Annotated in this window: 8 protein-coding genes; 4 read left to right on the top strand and 4 right to left on the bottom strand. The window is 33.6% G+C overall.

Annotation, left to right across the window (positions count from 1 at the left end):
• Nucleotides 1-7: 7 nt before the first annotated feature.
• Nucleotides 8-199 carry a cellulose biosynthesis protein BcsR gene (gene bcsR, locus ACNART_RS15315; protein WP_109371180.1) on the bottom strand — a complete coding sequence of 64 codons (192 nt, stop codon included), beginning with the start codon at nt 197-199 and terminating at the stop codon, nt 8-10.
• 842 nt (nt 200-1,041) lie between these two features.
• Here bcsR and bcsG point away from each other — a divergent pair.
• The gene (gene bcsG / locus ACNART_RS15320) at nt 1,042-2,787 is read left to right on the top strand and encodes a cellulose biosynthesis protein BcsG (protein WP_368927830.1); all 1,746 of its coding nucleotides are present in this window, start codon (nt 1,042-1,044) and stop codon (nt 2,785-2,787) included.
• Between the two features lie 185 nt (nt 2,788-2,972).
• Here bcsG and metK read toward each other — a convergent pair whose 3' ends face one another.
• Entirely contained in the window at nt 2,973-4,127 is a 1,155-nt protein-coding gene (gene metK / locus ACNART_RS15325) for a methionine adenosyltransferase (protein WP_198620922.1), read from the bottom strand.
• A 689-nt stretch (nt 4,128-4,816) separates the two neighbouring features.
• Here metK and speA point away from each other — a divergent pair.
• From speA to ACNART_RS15340, 3 genes are all read left to right on the top strand, one after another.
• Nucleotides 4,817-6,724, top strand: coding sequence for a biosynthetic arginine decarboxylase (gene speA, locus ACNART_RS15330; RefSeq protein WP_198620923.1), 1,908 nt, complete (start codon nt 4,817-4,819; stop codon nt 6,722-6,724).
• A 102-nt stretch (nt 6,725-6,826) separates the two neighbouring features.
• Nucleotides 6,827-7,747, top strand: coding sequence for an agmatinase (gene speB, locus ACNART_RS15335; RefSeq protein ID WP_198625864.1), 921 nt, complete (start codon nt 6,827-6,829; stop codon nt 7,745-7,747).
• Between the two features lie 196 nt (nt 7,748-7,943).
• Entirely contained in the window at nt 7,944-15,044 is a 7,101-nt protein-coding gene (locus ACNART_RS15340; RefSeq protein WP_368927829.1) for an anthrax toxin-like adenylyl cyclase domain-containing protein, read from the top strand.
• Nucleotides 15,045-15,140: 96 nt separating this feature from the next.
• On the opposite strand, the gene mutH is transcribed toward ACNART_RS15340, so the two are convergent.
• Nucleotides 15,141-15,818: a DNA mismatch repair endonuclease MutH gene (gene mutH / locus ACNART_RS15345; RefSeq protein ID WP_198620926.1), complete on the bottom strand. Its 678-nt coding sequence runs from the start codon at nt 15,816-15,818 to the stop codon at nt 15,141-15,143.
• A gap of 623 nt (nt 15,819-16,441) precedes the next feature.
• Nucleotides 16,442-18,121 (bottom strand): HTH-type transcriptional regulator SgrR, encoded by a 1,680-nt coding sequence (sgrR, locus tag ACNART_RS15350; RefSeq protein WP_198620927.1) that lies wholly within the window; start codon nt 18,119-18,121, stop codon nt 16,442-16,444.
• Nucleotides 18,122-18,303: the final 182 nt, after the last annotated feature.

Here is an 18,303-nt window from a genome sequence, read left to right on the forward strand (position 1 = left end):
GTTAGCCTCATTTAGTCATGTAATGAAATGCATTAAGTAATGGCCAGCGATAAATAAGCATATTATTTCCTTCTTCTTTATTAATATCCTGATAGTGATAGTTATTTAATGAAAATAATTTTTTTAGTTTATCAATGTCCTTATTTAGATTATTTTTTTCTATTTTCATATTTGAGTTAATAAAATTTTCATTTTTCATTTTAATAACCTCTGAATAAAATAAAAATAGATTTCTATCAAAATTAAAATCTTGATAAAATAGTGTCATGATTAATGATTTGTTCTGTTTAATTAAGGTTCTTATTTTAGAATAGGCTTTAAAATACATTATTTCAATTACGTAAAAACACATAAAATAGATATTTATTATCTTATTTCTATAAAAGATGGCTATTGGTTTTCTTTTTTATATTTATATTTTTAAAATTTATTTGTTAAATAATAACGGAAAGGGCTTAGCTACAAAGTAAAGTAAAAAAAGAAATGTAGATTAGCTGTTTATAACAATATATTAAATTATTCAAATTCGATGATCATTATTGTATCTTGATCAGTATCATTTTTCATAGAAAAATCATTATATTATATTCTTTTATTGATTGGTTTTGTTTTTATATTGAGGCTCTTGTTTGTTTATTGATAAGTATGTTTATTAATTGTTATTTGGTGTTATTGATGTGTAATTTGTTTTGTGTTTGTTTCGAAATATAAAAATAAGATAACTCTGTGTTTCATTATTTAATGTAAATAAAGCATCATTTTTAAAAATAGGCGCTATTATATAAATAGAACGTTGAGTGTTTTATTTTTAAACTCATCTTAAATAATTTTTCTAGCATTAATTTTTCTTTTATATAAGAGACCGGTATTTTCTGGCGAGATTCTTTTTTTATTTAAGGGTTTTTACTTGGTTTTAAATAAATATTCTCTTATATGTTTATTTAGTAGTTAATTAAATATCAGAAGTAATAAAAAGACAGATGTGAGTAATCATATAACTGTCGAATTGGATTTATTTATACTAAAGAGTAGGAAATTAAAATGAACAAATCTAATACAACCCAGTTCAATTTTTTACATTACTGGCATGGGTTGGGAGCATGGAATTTCTATTTTTTACTAAAGTTTGTTTTGCTTTGGTATGGTTATTTAAATTTTGATGCTTTTAGCAATTTACTTTTTCTTGCCTTTTTATTGTTCCCATTACCAAAAAATATTTGGCATAAAATGCGCAATTGGGTCGCTATCCCAATAGGGATAATACTATTTTACCATGATACTTGGTTACCCAGCTTTTCAACGGTACTTGCCCAAGGTGGGCAACTTAAACAGTTTTCCTTCGATTACCTTATTGAGTTAACTGTTAACTTTATCAATATCAAAATGATAGGTGTCGCTTTTGTTTTGTTAGTCGGTTACCTTTTTATTGAACAGTGGGTAAGGGTATCTGTTTTTATTATTGCAGGTGTATTGTGGCTAAATATTGGTGGGTTTACTCATATTTCTCAAGGTATGGTGCCTCCTGTTTCAGCGAATACTTTTGTGCAAGAAAGTAACATTAATACTGAAAAAAGCACTGCGGTCGTCAAAGCTCCTGAGGTGTTACCCGCATCAGTCGAACCTCAAGTCCTCCCTGAAGTTGTACCGACTAAAGAGGTAGAAAGTACATCAATTAATACTGTTTATCCACCACAAAAACAGAAGGTTAGTAATAAGGTATTGGATGATTGGCTCACACAATTTTATGGTTACGAGAAAAAACGTACAACACCATTTCCTGCGCAGTTAGCAACCAATGCTCAGCCTTTTGATATCTTGATTATTAATATTTGTTCACTTTCTACCGCTGATGCGGCGGTTGTTGGGCTACAAGAACACCCAATTTGGGGTAACTTTAATGTGTTATTTAGCCACTTTAACAGCGTATCTTCTTATAGTGGTCCTGCATCATTAAGATTATTACGTGCGAGTTGTGGTCAGACTCACCATTCTGATTTATACGATCCCGCAGATACGCAATGCTCGCTGATGGATAATTTATCATCGTTAGGATTTGCCAAGAAATTGGTACTCGACCATAACGGGAAGTTTGGTAATTACCTCAAAGAAGTTCAGCAACTCGGCAATCTTAATATCGCCTTACAAGATCAAGAAAATCTTTCTCATCAAATTACCGCATTTGATGGCACCAAAATTTACAACGATAAGGAAACATTACAACGTTGGTTGAAAGCGCGTGAACAGTCTAACGAAGACCGCACTGTGACCTTTGTGAACTTGGTATCACTACATGATGGCAACCGTTATGTAGGAGAAAATAGCACTGCTGATTATGGCAAGCGTGCCTCCACATTACTTGATAATTTAGATAGCTTTATGGATGAACTAGATAAAAAAGGAAGAAAAGTGATGGTGGTGATTGTGCCTGAGCATGGTGCGGCTTTACAAGGTGATAAGACGCAAATGTCAGGGTTAAGAGATATTCCAAGCCAAAGTATTACTACCGTACCTGTTGGTATTCGTTTCACTGGAATAAAAGAGCAAGCATCATTTAACCCTCCGGTGATTGTTGATGAACCAAGCAGCTATTTAGCTATCTCTGAGTTTATTTCTCGTAATGTGAATGGGGATGTTTTTAACCAATCTGCTATTGATTGGGATGCATTAGCCAGTGAACTTCCTCAAACTGCCAATGTTGCAGAAAACCAAGCTACGGTTGTGGTTGATTATCAAGGGCAGTCTTATATCAAGTTAAATGGAGGAGAGTGGATTAATTATCCTAACTAACTTTTTATCGCTTTTTATAAAAAAAGCGTTTCATCATAAATCTATGTTCTCGTTTTCTCTTATTGAGATCCCCGTATGATTGCGGGGTTTTTTATGGGTTTTATAAACAGAAGCCATAAAAAAACCACATCTATAAAGATGTGGTCTTATTTAAAATCAATAACATGATGTTATTGGCAAGAGACTTATTTTAAGCCTGCCGCTTCACGTAAGATTTCAGCTTTATCTGTTGCTTCCCAAGGGAATTCAGGACGACCAAAGTGACCGTAAGCAGCCGTTTTTTGGTAGATTGGGTGCAGTAAATCTAACATTTGAATTAATCCGTAAGGACGTAAGTCAAAGAATTCACGCACTAACAGGATCAGCTGTGCTGTTGGGACTTTTTCAGTACCAAATGTTTCTACCATAATGGATGTTGGCTCTGCCACACCGATTGCGTAAGAAACTTGGATTTCACAACGATCTGCTAAACCTGCTGCCACGATGTTTTTAGCAACGTAACGTGCAGCATAAGCTGCTGAACGGTCAACTTTCGATGGATCTTTACCAGAGAAAGCGCCACCGCCGTGACGAGCCATACCGCCGTAAGTATCGACAATGATTTTACGACCGGTTAAACCACAGTCACCCATTGGTCCACCGATAACAAAACGACCTGTTGGGTTGATGAAATATTTAGTTTGCTCATTTAACCATTCTGCTGGCAGAACAGGTTTAATGATCTCTTCCATCACAGCTTCATGCAGATCTTTTTGTGAAATATCTTCAGAATGCTGAGTTGATAATACAACTGCATCAATACCAACAACTTTATTGTTGTCATATTGGAAGGTAATTTGGCTTTTTGCATCAGGGCGTAACCAAGATAAAGTACCACTTTTGCGGACTTGTGCTTGGCGTTGAACTAAGCGATGAGCATAAGTAATTGGAGCAGGCATTAATACATCAGTTTCGTTGGTTGCATAACCAAACATTAAACCTTGGTCGCCAGCGCCTTGTTCTAATGGATTTGCACGGTCAACACCTTGGTTGATATCAGGAGATTGTTTACCAATCGCACTGATAACTGCGCAGGAATTAGCATCAAAGCCCATCTCGGAACTGGTATAGCCGATTTCACGAACAGTGTTACGTGTAATTTCTTCGATATCGACCCAAGCTTTGGTGGTAATTTCTCCGCCTACCATAACCATGCCTGTCTTAACGTAAGTTTCGCAGGCAACGCGTGCTTTTGGATCTTGTTCTAAAATTGCATCCAGAACGGCATCAGAAATTTGATCCGCGATTTTATCTGGATGACCTTCTGAGACTGATTCAGAAGTAAAAAGGTGTGTAGTCATTATATCTCGTTACCTTAATACAAACGGTTTAAGGATGGATGTTTTAACATCTAGACGTCCATTTTATGACTCTTCTCTCTTTAATTCCAGCTTTTTTTAATCAAATATAGGGATAAAGCAGAATCAAACAGTTAATCTTATTTTTTGTTGCCCGCTATTTTTGTGTTGAGAAAATAGGGAGTAGAGAAAAAAAAGTTTTTTGTACTTTTTGCTTTGCATTTTTAACTAAGTAAAGGTATAAACTCGCGGTTACTGTGAAATCTGAACACAGTGTAAACCGCAGGATTTCTGATCCTGTTTCTCTGTTAGGGAAATGGCTTACGGGTTTAAGCCATGTGTGGAGTGAATGGGTAATGTTCCATTGTCTACAGGTTAGTCTTTTCAAAAACCAAAACAGTACTCACCAATACTATACACGTAGTATATCTAGAGTAATTTCCTCTTTGAGCTCTTTCTCTTTAGAGCGAAGTTGTCTGTTACTTGCCAATAGGTGATTGTGTTAACTCGTTATAGGTTAACTCAAGAACTTTCTACTATTATGTCCTGCGTATAGCTGGATAATCATATAAAAATATATAGTGAGCCATTACTTCCAACTGTTATTTATCAGTCGTTTCAGATTTTTGTCAGATAATTGACTACTATGGTGACAGGCAAGGTATAAACTCATACTCCCTAAGGAGAATGTCATGAATGATAACATCGCTCGTAAGATGCAGCAGACCTATAACATTGCATATTGGGGGGGCGGTTACTATTTAGCGAATAATCGGGGAAATATTAGTGTTTGCCCTAATCCTGATGTTCCTGATGCTACTTTTGATTTAACCGAATTGGTTAAACGAGTTCAAGAAGAGCAACCAAACCTGCGTTTACCTGCACTTTTTTGCTTTCCACAAATACTACAACATCGTTTACGTTCGATTAATGCCGCGTTTCATCGCGCGCGTGAATCCTATGGTTATAAAGGTGACTATTTTTTAGTTTATCCAATTAAAGTTAACCAACAACGTCGTGTGATTGAGTCATTAGTGAATGCAGGAGAGCCTTTAGGTTTAGAGGCTGGCTCTAAAGCGGAATTAATGGCAGTACTTGCTCATGCCAATATGACAAGCTCTGTGATTGTTTGTAATGGTTATAAAGACCGTGAGTATATTCGCTTAGCACTCACAGGTGAAAAACTTGGGCATAAAGTTTTCTTAGTCATTGAGAAAATGTCTGAGATTAAAATGGTTCTTGAAGAAGCTGAACGTTTAGAAGTTATTCCACGTTTAGGCGTTCGTGCTCGTCTTGCTTCTCAAGGATCAGGCAAATGGCAGGCAAGTGGTGGTGAAAAATCAAAATTTGGTTTAGCTGCGACACAAGTTCTGCAATTAATTGATATGTTACGCCAAGCTGACCGCTTAGATAGCCTGCAATTACTGCATTTCCATTTGGGATCACAGATGGCGAATATCCGTGATATCGCAACGGGTGTTCGTGAATCTGCACGCTTCTATGTTGAACTGCACAAATTGGGCGTAAATATTCAGTATTTCGATGTGGGTGGTGGTTTAGGTGTGGACTATGAAGGTACACGCTCACAATCTGATTGCTCTGTTAACTATGGCCTTAATGAATACGCGAATAACGTTATTTGGGCGATTGGTGACGCATGTGATGAAAATGATTTACCACATCCAACTGTTATTACTGAATCAGGTCGTGCATTAACGGCACACCATACCGTATTAATTTCTAATGTGATTGGCGTTGAGCGTAATGAATTTACGGCAATTACACCACCTGAAGATGATGCTGCAAGACCGATTGCAAGTCTTTGGGAAACATGGGAAGAGATGCAAACTAAGGGGCATAGCCGTTCATTACGTGAATGGTTGCACGATAGCCAATTAGACTTACACGATGTGCATACTCAATATGTTCACGGCATGTTAAGCCTGACAGAGCGTGCATGGGCAGAAGAGCTGTATTTGAATATCTGTCGTCGTATTCAGTATGATTTAGATCCAAGTAATCGCGCTCATCGTCCTATTATTGATGAGTTACAAGAACGTATGTCAGATAAGTTCTATGTTAACTTTTCATTGTTCCAATCTTTACCTGATGCATGGGGTATCGACCAGTTATTCCCTGTATTACCTATTGAAGGGCTAGATAAACCTCTTGATCGTCGCGCAGTGTTACTCGATATTACTTGTGACTCAGATGGTATTATTGACCATTATGTTGATGGTGATGGTGTTGAAACAACAATGCCAATGCCCGCTTATGATCCTGAATATCCACCCATGATCGGTTTCTTTATGGTAGGGGCATATCAGGAAATTTTAGGCAATATGCATAACTTATTTGGTGATACGGCAGCTGTTGACGTTTACCTTGATGAGAAAGGTAACCTGACTTACGAGCAAAGTGAAGAGGGTGATACGGTTGCCGATATGCTCCAGTACGTTAAGTTAAATCCTACCGTGCTGTTAGATCGTTTCCGTACTCAAGTAAAAAATGCACAGTTAGATGAAGCGTTACAAGAGCAATTCCTGACTGAATTTGAAAGTGGTTTATACGGTTATACGTATCTGGAAGAAGAAGAGTAATTCTTCACTTTCCAATGCAAGAGTGATGTTATTAAACATCACTCTTTATCTATCATATTGATTGTATGTTGCTTATTTTAAATAAGTAACAGAGGTAATAGCATGAAAAATAGTACGTTAGGTAATGAGACTGATAATTCATTGATCTCTAATGCATTTGGTTTTTTACGTTTTCCACTGAATTTTCAGCCTTACAGCAGTGATGCAGATTGGGTTATTACGGGTGTGCCTTTTGATATGGCAACATCAGGTCGTGCAGGAACTCGTCACGGACCGGGCGCTATTCGTCAAATCTCAACGAATTTAGCGTGGGAAGGTAACCGCTGGCCGTGGGATTTCGATATGCGTGAACGTTTAAGCGTCGTCGATTGTGGTGACTTAGTTTTTAACTTCGGTGATGCACAAGATATGAGCGATAAATTACAAGCTCATACAGAGAAATTATTAGCGGCAGGTAAAAAATGTTTAACGTTTGGTGGTGACCATTTTGTCACATTACCGTTATTACGTGCCCATGCAAAACACTTTGGTAAAATGGCATTAGTTCATTTTGATGCACATACCGATACTTATGGTAATGGTAGTAAATTTGACCACGGTACAATGTTCTTCCATGCACCAAATGAAGGATTAATCGATCCTAACCACTCTGTTCAAATTGGTATTCGTACTGATCATGACAGTAATAATGGTTTCACTGTATTGGATGCAGCGCAAGTTAACGATCGTGGTGTGGCTGATCTTGTAGATCAGATCAAAGGTATTGTTGGCGATTTACCTGTTTATCTCACTTTTGATATTGACTGTCTTGATCCTGCGTTTGCACCAGGAACAGGAACACCCGTTGTCGGTGGATTAACAACAGATAAAGCGCTGAAGATCTTACGTGCATTGCAACCGTTAAATATTGTCGGTATGGATGTAGTTGAAGTTTCTCCAGCTTACGATCAATCTGATATTACTGCGCTTGCAGGGGCAACAATTGCACTTGATATGCTTTATTTGCAGGCAGCTAAAAAATAACTTCGCTTGATGTCTATTAAATAAAAAATAGCTTCATAATATGAAGCTATTTTTTTATAAAATAACGATTCTTGTTCTTACTCGTTTTATTATAATTATACATCTTATTTTAATGTGTGTTATTTTTTATATTTACATTAATGAAATAATGCAATTATTTTTCAGATAAATAAATTATTTAAATGGAAAATATAAAATGGAAGAAAATAAATTATTAATAGATAATGATGAATCATATCGATTTACACTCATAAAAGCAGAGACAGATATCTTAAAAAAAGTAAGAAATGATAAAATAAATGCATATTATTCATTAAATGATAAAAGAAAGAACACTAACGAAAATGTCATTATTCTTCTGAGTGAAGCAGATGAAATAGAAAAAAACTATCTTAGATATGTAGATGAATATCATGCGGCTGGATATGATTTATTTATTGTTGATGTATCAAAAAACAAAAATGCAGGTTCTGATTTATTAGAACATCTTTGGTTACAGCATAGAGGGCAATTACCTCAAAATATTTTCATTCATGGAAATAACGATCAAAGAGAAAATGCGCTTTTATTATATGCAAATAATCTTGCCAAGAATAATGAAATAAAAGGCATTATATTAAGTAGTTATCTTCCTAAAAATGAATTTATTTTTCCATCAGATTTAGAAATAAATACAAATATTTATTTCTCTTATGAAAATCCTGACGAGGACTATAACAATAATCTCATCTATAATGAATTATTAAGTAAAAATAAAAAAGTAAAAAAAATCAGCTTCACAAATAGAGAAGAATATAATAGCTTTTCAGAATTAAACAAAAAAGAAAATAATAAGATATTAAATTCATTAGGTTATAATAATCATAGAAAAAAGGAGTTAAACGAAGTAAAAATAGGTATGCCAATTAAAGATCAAGCGATATTTTCTCAGATAGCAGAAGAAAAAGGGCTTATTATTGGTGTAAGACCGATCGATACTAACTCAACTTCATTAATTTCATCGGGAGAATATAGTAGTAAGAGTTTAGCTATCAAGGCGAAAAGTTCTGATTGGGGACCTATGGCTGGTTTTATTCCTGTCGATCAATCACTGGCTAAAGCATCGGCACAAAAAGATCTATTGAAATATAAGGACGCAGTAGCAGATGCAATAAAAACAGGCGTTGCATCTGTGAGTGAGCTTTATCTTTCTACCGAAAGAGTGGACGAATTGATGGAGAGCAAGGTGATCAATTATCCTTATGATAAAGATTCACCTTTAATTTTTGAAGTCATACACAATAATAAAACACATGAGTTCTTTTTAGAACTACAAATAATAGAAGGAAAACAGTATTATTTAGTTCAACACCATAATCGACTTGAAGTAGAACCTGTATTGGTGATAGCTGATCCTATATCAAATAAACCGATGATTGCGGATTATGATCTATTTACGGTGATTTATCCTTATAGCCATTTAGGAACAAATACACGGGTTAATATGCCTGTATCTTGGGAGGAATGGAAACAAAGTGTGAATTACTCTGAACTCACTGATAAGCAAAAAATATTGTACAATAATCAATTATTATATGAAAAAAATGAAGGACATCAATTAGGGTTTATTAGTCAGCAAATAAAAGAACTAAAAAATGAACTAAACACAGCATTGGGGCGATCAATAGGGATGGAAATAGTCCATCATGGTGCCGATGATGCTAATCCCTTTGCAGTAATTCATGATAATTTTCCTGCCACTTTTTTTGTTCCTAAATCACTATTTGATAAATCCCTTAATTCAAAAAATCAAACATTACATGATTTATTTTATATTAATAATAATGGCACTGTTGTATTACAATCACCAGATGAATTTTCAAAGTTTCAGCAATTTATGATTGATTTAGGTTATATTGCGCCTTTAAATGAAAAATGGAACGATGGGATCAATGATAATTATTTTACAAATAAACGAAAGATCTCAGCCTCATTTATTGATACAAAAAATGAAGTAGGACGAAAGTTAAGCATAGATAAAAAAGATAAATATACGTTAGAACATGACGCTTCACTTAATAAGTTTAATGAAGGTTCTTATGTTAAAAATAATACAATTTCGTCTAAAATAGAACTCAATAATAATGCTAGGAATGAAATAACTTTATTATCATCAGAATATAATCGTAAAAATGATCTTTTAAATAAGATGACTAATAAAAATCATCTTCTATCTACAAAAGAGAGAATCGAATTTTATTCTAAAATAAGAGATATACAATGGTTTAAAAAAGTAGGTTATCAATTACTTGAGTCATTGATTAAGACAGATGGACTTTTTTTGAATAGAACGAATGAAACTAGTTTAATTAGTGTCTTTTCTTTATTATCTAAATATTCTGATATTGATACACCAATATATAAATCATTTACTGTTAAAAATAGTGATGTTTTAAAAAATAATTATGAAAAAGGAAATTTGCTCGCTTTTGATGGTATTTTTCATGGCTTTAGTAATATTGAAAAAGTAAAGAAAACATCGTCTGATAATGTGTATGTTTCTATTGTTGGAAAGCACCGAGCTAAACCATTAACAAGTCTTCATTCAGGTAGTTCAGAAAGAGCAATTATTGCACCGGGAACACATCTTCGTGTAATAAAAAATAAAATTATCAATAATAAAAATTACGTTGTATTAGAAATTGCTAATGAAATAAATTATCAAGAGCCCGTTTTTGATTTATATGACGGAGAATTAAAAGGCATTGGTATTGATAAGTATAGAACGACATTTAACGAAAAAACGGAAAGAAAGATAAATTCTTTCCAGCTGAATAATATTTTTGGAGCTTGGTGTGGTGAATCACTAGGATCAGTCACTATTAAAAATGTGATAGATAAAATTATCGAAGGCAAAATTTCAGTTGAATATGCAATACATAAATACTTTAAAGAAATTTCAGAGGTTTTCTCTATTGATAATAGCACCTTATTATTCAATAAATTATATATTGCTCTTTATGATCCATTAATGAGTAAAGCGTTTAATCAGTATGTGAATGAAAATATAACCTTAGAAGCATGGAAAAACAGCTATGATTTTAACTATTTAAACGATACTATAACTGATAATTTAAATAGAATTAAATTATTAATAAATAATATTTATGATATACCAAAATCGATTGATTATTTAAGTGACGCATCAATTGATTTACTCTCTCATTATTTTAATGAACCTAATAAAAATAAATTGACGGTTGATTTATTGAAAATAGCTTTAAATGAACAAGAGTATAATATTGCTATTAATGATGTTGATTATTTAATCTCATTAAATAGTAATAAAGATATTTTATCATCATTTGGTATAAACGAAGTACGAGCATTAAGTCAAAAAAGATCACATGAGAATAAATCAACTGATAATTTATTTGAATTAAGCTTAGGGCTTAATAATAGTGAAATTGTAGAGGATAAAATAAAAATCCATGATATCGAAGTAGACAAAAGACTACTTATCAGCTTAGGTGCGAAAATTAATAATAAAAAAATAGAGCATACGGATATTTTTGAAAAAAATCATGATTATTCTAATTTTACATTCGATGCGGATAAGCTAAATGATTATTTCTTATGTGCTTCGGGAACAGATGATGATAAAACAGCTATTTCTATTATTAGAAGCTTATTAAATAATAAAGAAGAGAATATAAAAAAATTAATTTCAATTAATGCTGAGCGTATTGATTATCTTGCAAGTTATGAACGATTAGTTAAAATTTTAGAATTAGAAAAAGTCCCATTTGATGAGCATTATTGGGAGAGCATCAGAAAACCTTCATTAAAAATACCTAGACATATGAAAATATTGAGTAAGGTAGGTTATGCTAATATTGGTTATTCCATGTGGCAGTCTGTTAATAATACTTTTTCTTTAGCAGAACAACTCAATAACCCAAATATATCTTTACAACAACGAAAAGAAATCATTACTGACTTGTCCTTAATGTGGTCTGAAATGGCATTTAATGGGGTTTCTGAAATAATTGAAATTGCAATAGCAAAAGGATTATTGCGATATCGACACAACCCTTTGGAATATGTGAGTAAGATAAGCACGCGAGTAGGGATTGCGCTTAATGTGCTTTCAGTTGGATTTGATATTTATCATGCTTATGATAATTTCAGCCGTATTTCAGGTGAGACTGATGAAAAGAGAAAAATTGATTATATCGTTAATGGTTCATTCGCGATTGTTTCAGGGCTTGTTACTGTAGGCATTTCTATAGCTATACTTGCAGGTTCAACAATTGCAGGACCTATTGGTATTGTCGCGAGTACTTTGATTGCATTGGCAACTTCAATTTATAATGCAGTAAGATTAATTGAAGAGGCAAAAAAACAAGTCAATTTTACACCTATGGAGGAATTAAATAATGGTTTTCATGCCTTTCTTATGGGCGATATTATGCCAGATAAGAAAAATGAGATAATATATTTAGACACCGAAAATCAACTTGAAGAGATGATTGATAAAAAAGCGTTAACTCATTATGAAGAAATAAAAGAACAGAGCCCAAATAGTAGCTATTTTTATACAAATGAAAAACAGATTTATCAAGAACATTATTATTATAAAGTTATTTCTACATTAATAGAAGAAACAGTCGATTCTATTTTAATACCTTCAAAAGATTTTATTTCTCAGCGAATAGCACAAAATATGAGCCAAAAAGAAGCTGAAGAAATGTCAGCGCTTCATCCTAATCTGCGTGCGAAAAAAACAGCCTATAAATATTATTTACCTAAAGAAGCGATTGCCACAGATGAAAAACTTATTTTTGATATGGATTTTTATATTAATGAGTTAAACCGATATACAATAAAAATTGCTTCTGACGACGAAGATGCTATTTTTGGCGAGATAGTGGATGAAGATTTTTTTAAGAATAGTAAAACGACTAAAGAATATGTAATTAATAAATTAGGAGAAAGTAAATTAGAGAATGGATTAATAAAAACTAATAATATTGAAAAATACTATACTTCGGATTGGCATGAAAATGCAGTGCTTTATTTTAACACACATAATGGTAATGATATTATTGCAGCACCCTCAATAACTCAAAATACATTCGATATTTATAATGGCACTAAGCGATTAAGTGGTGGTGAAAAAGATGATGTATTTAATGTCTTTACATCAGAGTCACCTTATTATGCGAGTCGTTTTTATGGTAGAGAAGGAAATGATACACTTCGCCTGATAAAAACTACAGGTAAATACACGGGTTATAAAGTCGATTTACAACATAATTACGTTAAATTTCAAAACTCAGAAGATAAAACTAATAGCCAAAGTTTTCATTCAAAACTTTATCTTTATCAAAGTGAAGGGCGTTTTTATTCGAAAAAACTCATTGATACAATGCCTAATATAGAGTTACAAGATCAGCAAGTCATTGCGTATTTAGACAGTATTGAAAATGTTATTGGCAGTAAAACAGGTGATGATTATATTTTGGGTAATGAAGAGGATAATTATTTAAATGGTGCTGGTAGTGTTGATCATTTATATGGTAAAGGGGGAAATGATACACTTGTATTAAATGAAGGTTATGCTGAAGGGGGGGAGGGCAATGATAGCTATGTTATTTTACGTTCTTCTTTAGAACAGAGTTATAATAAATTATTTGAAACTATAATTAATGAAACTAATAATTTCGGATCTAGTGTTGTAAGGTTTAATTATTGTTTTGATGAGATAACATCAATAAAACGTAATAAAAAAGATATTATTTTTGATTTTAAAATTAATAATGAAAATCAGGAGGGAAAATATATTTATCATTCTGTGACATTGAAAAATGTTTATGATGATTCAGTAAATAATACGCATTCACATCGTTATACATTAATAACTCAAGATGGTTTTACACTCACGTTGGATGAAAGTACTAAAGATAAGGTATTATACAAGTTTAGTTATTTAGAAAAATATAATGAATCAAAATTAGCAATTAAAGATTTTTATATTAATGAGTATGATAATTTAGTTGTGACTGCTTTTAAAAGTCAGAGTCGAAATATAAAATTATTGCCAGAGTTTAAATATAGTGGTTTCTCATCTGGAACAAATTTACGATTTGGTATTCACGGGAATAACCAAAATAATCATTATTTTGGTATTGAGGCTAACTCATACATTAAATTAAGTCAGGGAAATGACAGTTATCAAATAAAAACATTTTTAACAAACAATAACAATGAAAGGGTAAATATCTCACTATCTGACTATATCGATAAACTAACTGATGCTGATGTGAGCCATTTCTTTTTAACAGATATAAGTGGTTTTGATTTAACATTTAAAGATGGCCTTTTATCTCATCGCTATCTTCCTGATGATTATTTAACGCTATCTTTCGATTCAGAGCTATTAAATAAAATCGTCGATACAAACGTAAGTATTCGATTAATAGATAAAGATAATATTGTTTTTACATTACCAACTAAAGATAGCTATTCAAATTTGCTAATGCCTGTAGTTAATTTGAATTTAAATATAAGTAATAATGATGATTTATTAGTGATCCCTGAATCACTTATTTTAAATAAAGAAGCATTATCTGCCTATGGTGTTAATTCAGTAGTGCCTTATTCAACTCCATTATCAGCAGCACTTGCAGATAAACCAAAAGAACTCATTGATTTATTGCCTATTCTTGAACTGAATGATGGGAATGATATTGTTATTAATCATAATAATATAAGCTCAGTTATTGATGGTGGAAAAGGTAATGATAATATTCTTGTCAATAAAGGGCATCATATTTTAATTGCTGGAGAAGGTAATGATCGCTTGAGCGGAGGTGAAGGCAACGATCTGTTAATTTCTCAATTTGGTCATGATTATCTGAGTGGCGGTGAAGGTAGCAATGTATATGTGGTGCAAAAGCGACAAGGTCATGTGACGGTTTATGATGAAGGAAAAAACAGTCATATTTTAGTGACTGGATTGACGGAAAATGAAACATTGATTTCATCTCAAGTGGGTAATAATACACAATATCAAACTCAAGATAAGCAATTTACACTAAATGTAAAAGTGGCAGTAAATGAGGTTAATGAAAAAGAACAGAAACCGGTTATTTCGGTTACTGAAACATCCTCAGAGTTATCATTACAAGGGGTGGCAAATATTATCCAAGATATGGCAATATTCAATCAGCAACAATTTACTGTCGTAAACAATCATGAAACTATGTCGTTATCGACATGGTCGCCTTTGGCATTAGTGGAAAAACAGTTGTGATTTTTTTTAATCATTGAGATGCCATAACTTAAAAAAACAGCTCCAATTTGATTTGGGGCTGTTTCACAGATAACAAATATCTTAACTACGATAACGTTAAAGCTGAAAATAACGAGCAAGCAGTGGAGCGGTAAAATTCTTTTTTAAATAAAAGCCTCTGGGTAATGTCATAATACGTTGTCCATTTTCACCAATGGCTTCGGTTAATGCCTTGCTGTTAGCTGCTTTAGGACGGATTTGTAAGACTTGTCCGTGGCGTGCGGTAATGCTTTCTACTTTACCCAACACAATCATATCCATTAGCTCTTCCCAATCATGACGTAATAATTCTTCTTCCGTCCTATTAGGGCTCCAAAGTAATGGAGAGGCGACGCGACGTTGTGCTAATGGTATTTCCCTTTCTCCTTCAACAGGCACCCATAATACTTTTGAGAGTTTACGTTTTACATGGCTATTTTCCCATGTAATACCGCTGTTTCCGGTTAATGCTGCGACACAGACAAAAGTTGTTTCCAAAGGCATACCTAATCTATCAATTGGAATTGTTTTGAGTTCAATGCCCAACTCACTGAAGTCTTGCTCAGGTTTGCTACCTGCACTTGCACCTAAATAATATTCCAACAACATACCTACCCAGCCTTTATCTCTTTTAAGATCAATTGGTATAGGAAGTTGTGCAAAAGAGGCAAGTTCACCAAAAGTATAACCTGCAAGCGCTTTTGCTCGTTCGAATAAAACTTGCTCATTTTCGGGCGCTACTGGTGGCGTAAACATAGTTATTATCTTCTTGTATAAATAATAGACAGAAAAAACAGGTTATTGATAACGTATTTAGCTTTATTTCATTTAAATCATAATAGCATGATATATCATCATTTTTTTGAGTTAACTCGCCAATTGAAATTTATAATTCTAAGTTGTGCACGGTTATCCTGAAATCATAAACAGGCTTTTGCACTAGGTTATCCACAGCTTTATGGGATAACTCACAGAAAGTGAGATCACTGTTCTGATTTACAGCCTTGACTTTTGCAGATATTTGCCAAAATTATCCTATTTTGTCTAACTAATCGGCATAACCTGTGGATAAAACACCCTGTGGTTATTTTTTGTGCGATTTAAGCAGGAGAGTATTTTAATTGTTTTATCCAATCGCTGAAATAGGCATTGAAATATAGCTATTAATTTGAATTATAAGTGATATTTTAAAATTTATATCAACAGCCTTTCTAACAATATAAAAACTATACCCTGATTATCTCACTCTTTTTCACATAGATATCCACAGAAAAAGTGAATAAATCCCCTAAGCATTTATGTGGGTGTTTATAACTTTCAAGGTTTCTGTGAATTAACGCAAATAATGGCTAATCCGTATGCTGAAAAGAGACGATAACCTATTTTAATCTTGGTGTATCGATATCAGGTGTAAACCACGCTGATTTAAAATCAAACCAGCCAAAAGTATTCATTTTGACACCTCGTATGGTTCTCTGCCCTTGTAGCTCTAATAAATGGTGAAATAGAGGGTAAAGCCAAATATCTTGTGTTAGCTGGCGACACCACTCTTCAAGTGGCAAAGATTTTTGATGCCATAATGTGAGCTCTTGTGAGAACGATGCTCCCAAACATTGGTGAAAGAGGGGTAATTCATAAAGTGCAGCAAAAATTGAGAACTCTAAAGGCTTATAAAAATTCACTGTCGCTAACCAAATATCACTATTAGCTTCACCGTAATACCATTGTTCATAATCAAGTACTTGAATGGTTAGTTCAATATCATACTGAGATAAAATACTTTCTATTAAGTCTGCAATAGTACTGTATTCATGATGCTCTTTATAAAGCGTGACAGTGAGTTTTGTTAATGAAGCTGGTTTAGGATGTTGGCGTATTAATTTACTGTGATGCCAATGAAGTAATAAGCCATAAGCGGGAGACCAATGACGTTGATAGAAAGGATCACAATGAGTGAGCATATTAACAGGGGTCAATACACTGCTTAACCATTCCCTTATTTCAGTCTGTTGGCACAGTTTTGAGCGACTATCATAGAGAAGAAAATAACACCCTTCCTCTTTACGACTTTCTAATGAATCTTTATTGGTATCATCGTCCGTTAAATGAATAGTTGAACAAACCATCTTGTTATTCAGTTCAGGAACGACCCAAATATCAATTTCATCTAATAATGCCCGCAAGCCAAAATAGCGATTAAAGGCCTTGATTTGCAGCTTATGTTTATCATTAGCGATAACTTGATAAGCGCCTGTGCCAATAGGGTGTTGTGCAAAAGAGGGAAGTGATGCCCATTCTTGCGGCAAAATAACAGCTTGTGGACTCCCTAATAACGTTGCAAATTGCTTATCAGCTTCGCTTAAGTAAATGTCGAGCACATAAGGTTGAGGTGAGGAAATTTGTTCTATATGGGCATAAAGAGGATTGCAGTGTTTCATTCTCATTAAAGAAGTGCTGATATCTTCAAGTGTAAGCTCTCGACCATGATGAAAATAGATAGAGGGACGTAAATAAAATCGCCAATGTTGCTCTGTGAGCATTTGCCAATGATGAGCTAATTCCGCTTCTACTTCCCCATTTTCCTCTTTTAGATGCACCAACGAATTGAATATTTGGCTCATTAAATGCAATTCAGAGCGCCTTAATGGTGTTCCTGGTAATAAATTTTTAAAGGGACGGTAGTAAATAATACGTAGTAATTGTTGACCGGGATGAAAGCTTTTTTCAATTTGTGAGAGCACCATTTGGCGTACAGAATCTTTATCACCCATTAGTGCTACAAGCTTTTCAATATCATTATCTTCTATTAGTCTTTCGGCGCGATTTTGTTGGATCTCAAGTGCATTAGAATGAAAAATAAGCGTGGATTTTTTACCTCGACCGACTTCTGCTTGCCAATTTATCCAACCTATTTCTTGCATTTTATTTAATAAAGAGCGGACATGACGACGTGTGCAATGCAGGGTTTGTGCTAATTCTTGTAACGTTGTTTCGGTTGCTTTTCCCTGAAAGGCTTGCCATAAGCGAATAAATTGTAACTCTAAGCGGGGTGAGGTCATAAAAGAGGAAATCCCTTGATAAAGTGATCAATTTTAATTTCCTTATATTAGACCGATAATGCCTGTGTTTAAAGTTAGCTCTCATGTTAGTTATCACAAATTACGAATACTGACAGACTCCCCCATTTGAGCATTCGGTGATTACCGGCCAGTGATACGGATCACTGGCTTTTTTATTTGAG

It is taken from the genome of Proteus sp. LHD240705 (assembly GCF_047921555.1).
Lineage (GTDB): Bacteria > Pseudomonadota > Gammaproteobacteria > Enterobacterales > Enterobacteriaceae > Proteus.

Bases quoted from the DNA above. Each gene is read 5' to 3' on its own strand.
- bcsR (WP_109371180.1), bottom strand. From the start codon at position 199: ATGAAAAATGAAAATTTTATTAACTCAAATATGAAAATAGAAAAAAAT.
- bcsG (WP_368927830.1), top strand. From the start codon at position 1,042: ATGAACAAATCTAATACAACCCAGTTCAATTTTTTACATTACTGGCAT.
- metK (WP_198620922.1), bottom strand. From the start codon at position 4,127: ATGACTACACACCTTTTTACTTCTGAATCAGTCTCAGAAGGTCATCCA.
- speA (WP_198620923.1), top strand. From the start codon at position 4,817: ATGAATGATAACATCGCTCGTAAGATGCAGCAGACCTATAACATTGCA.
- speB (WP_198625864.1), top strand. From the start codon at position 6,827: ATGAAAAATAGTACGTTAGGTAATGAGACTGATAATTCATTGATCTCT.
- ACNART_RS15340 (WP_368927829.1), top strand. From the start codon at position 7,944: ATGGAAGAAAATAAATTATTAATAGATAATGATGAATCATATCGATTT.
- mutH (WP_198620926.1), bottom strand. From the start codon at position 15,818: ATGTTTACGCCACCAGTAGCGCCCGAAAATGAGCAAGTTTTATTCGAA.
- sgrR (WP_198620927.1), bottom strand. From the start codon at position 18,121: ATGACCTCACCCCGCTTAGAGTTACAATTTATTCGCTTATGGCAAGCC.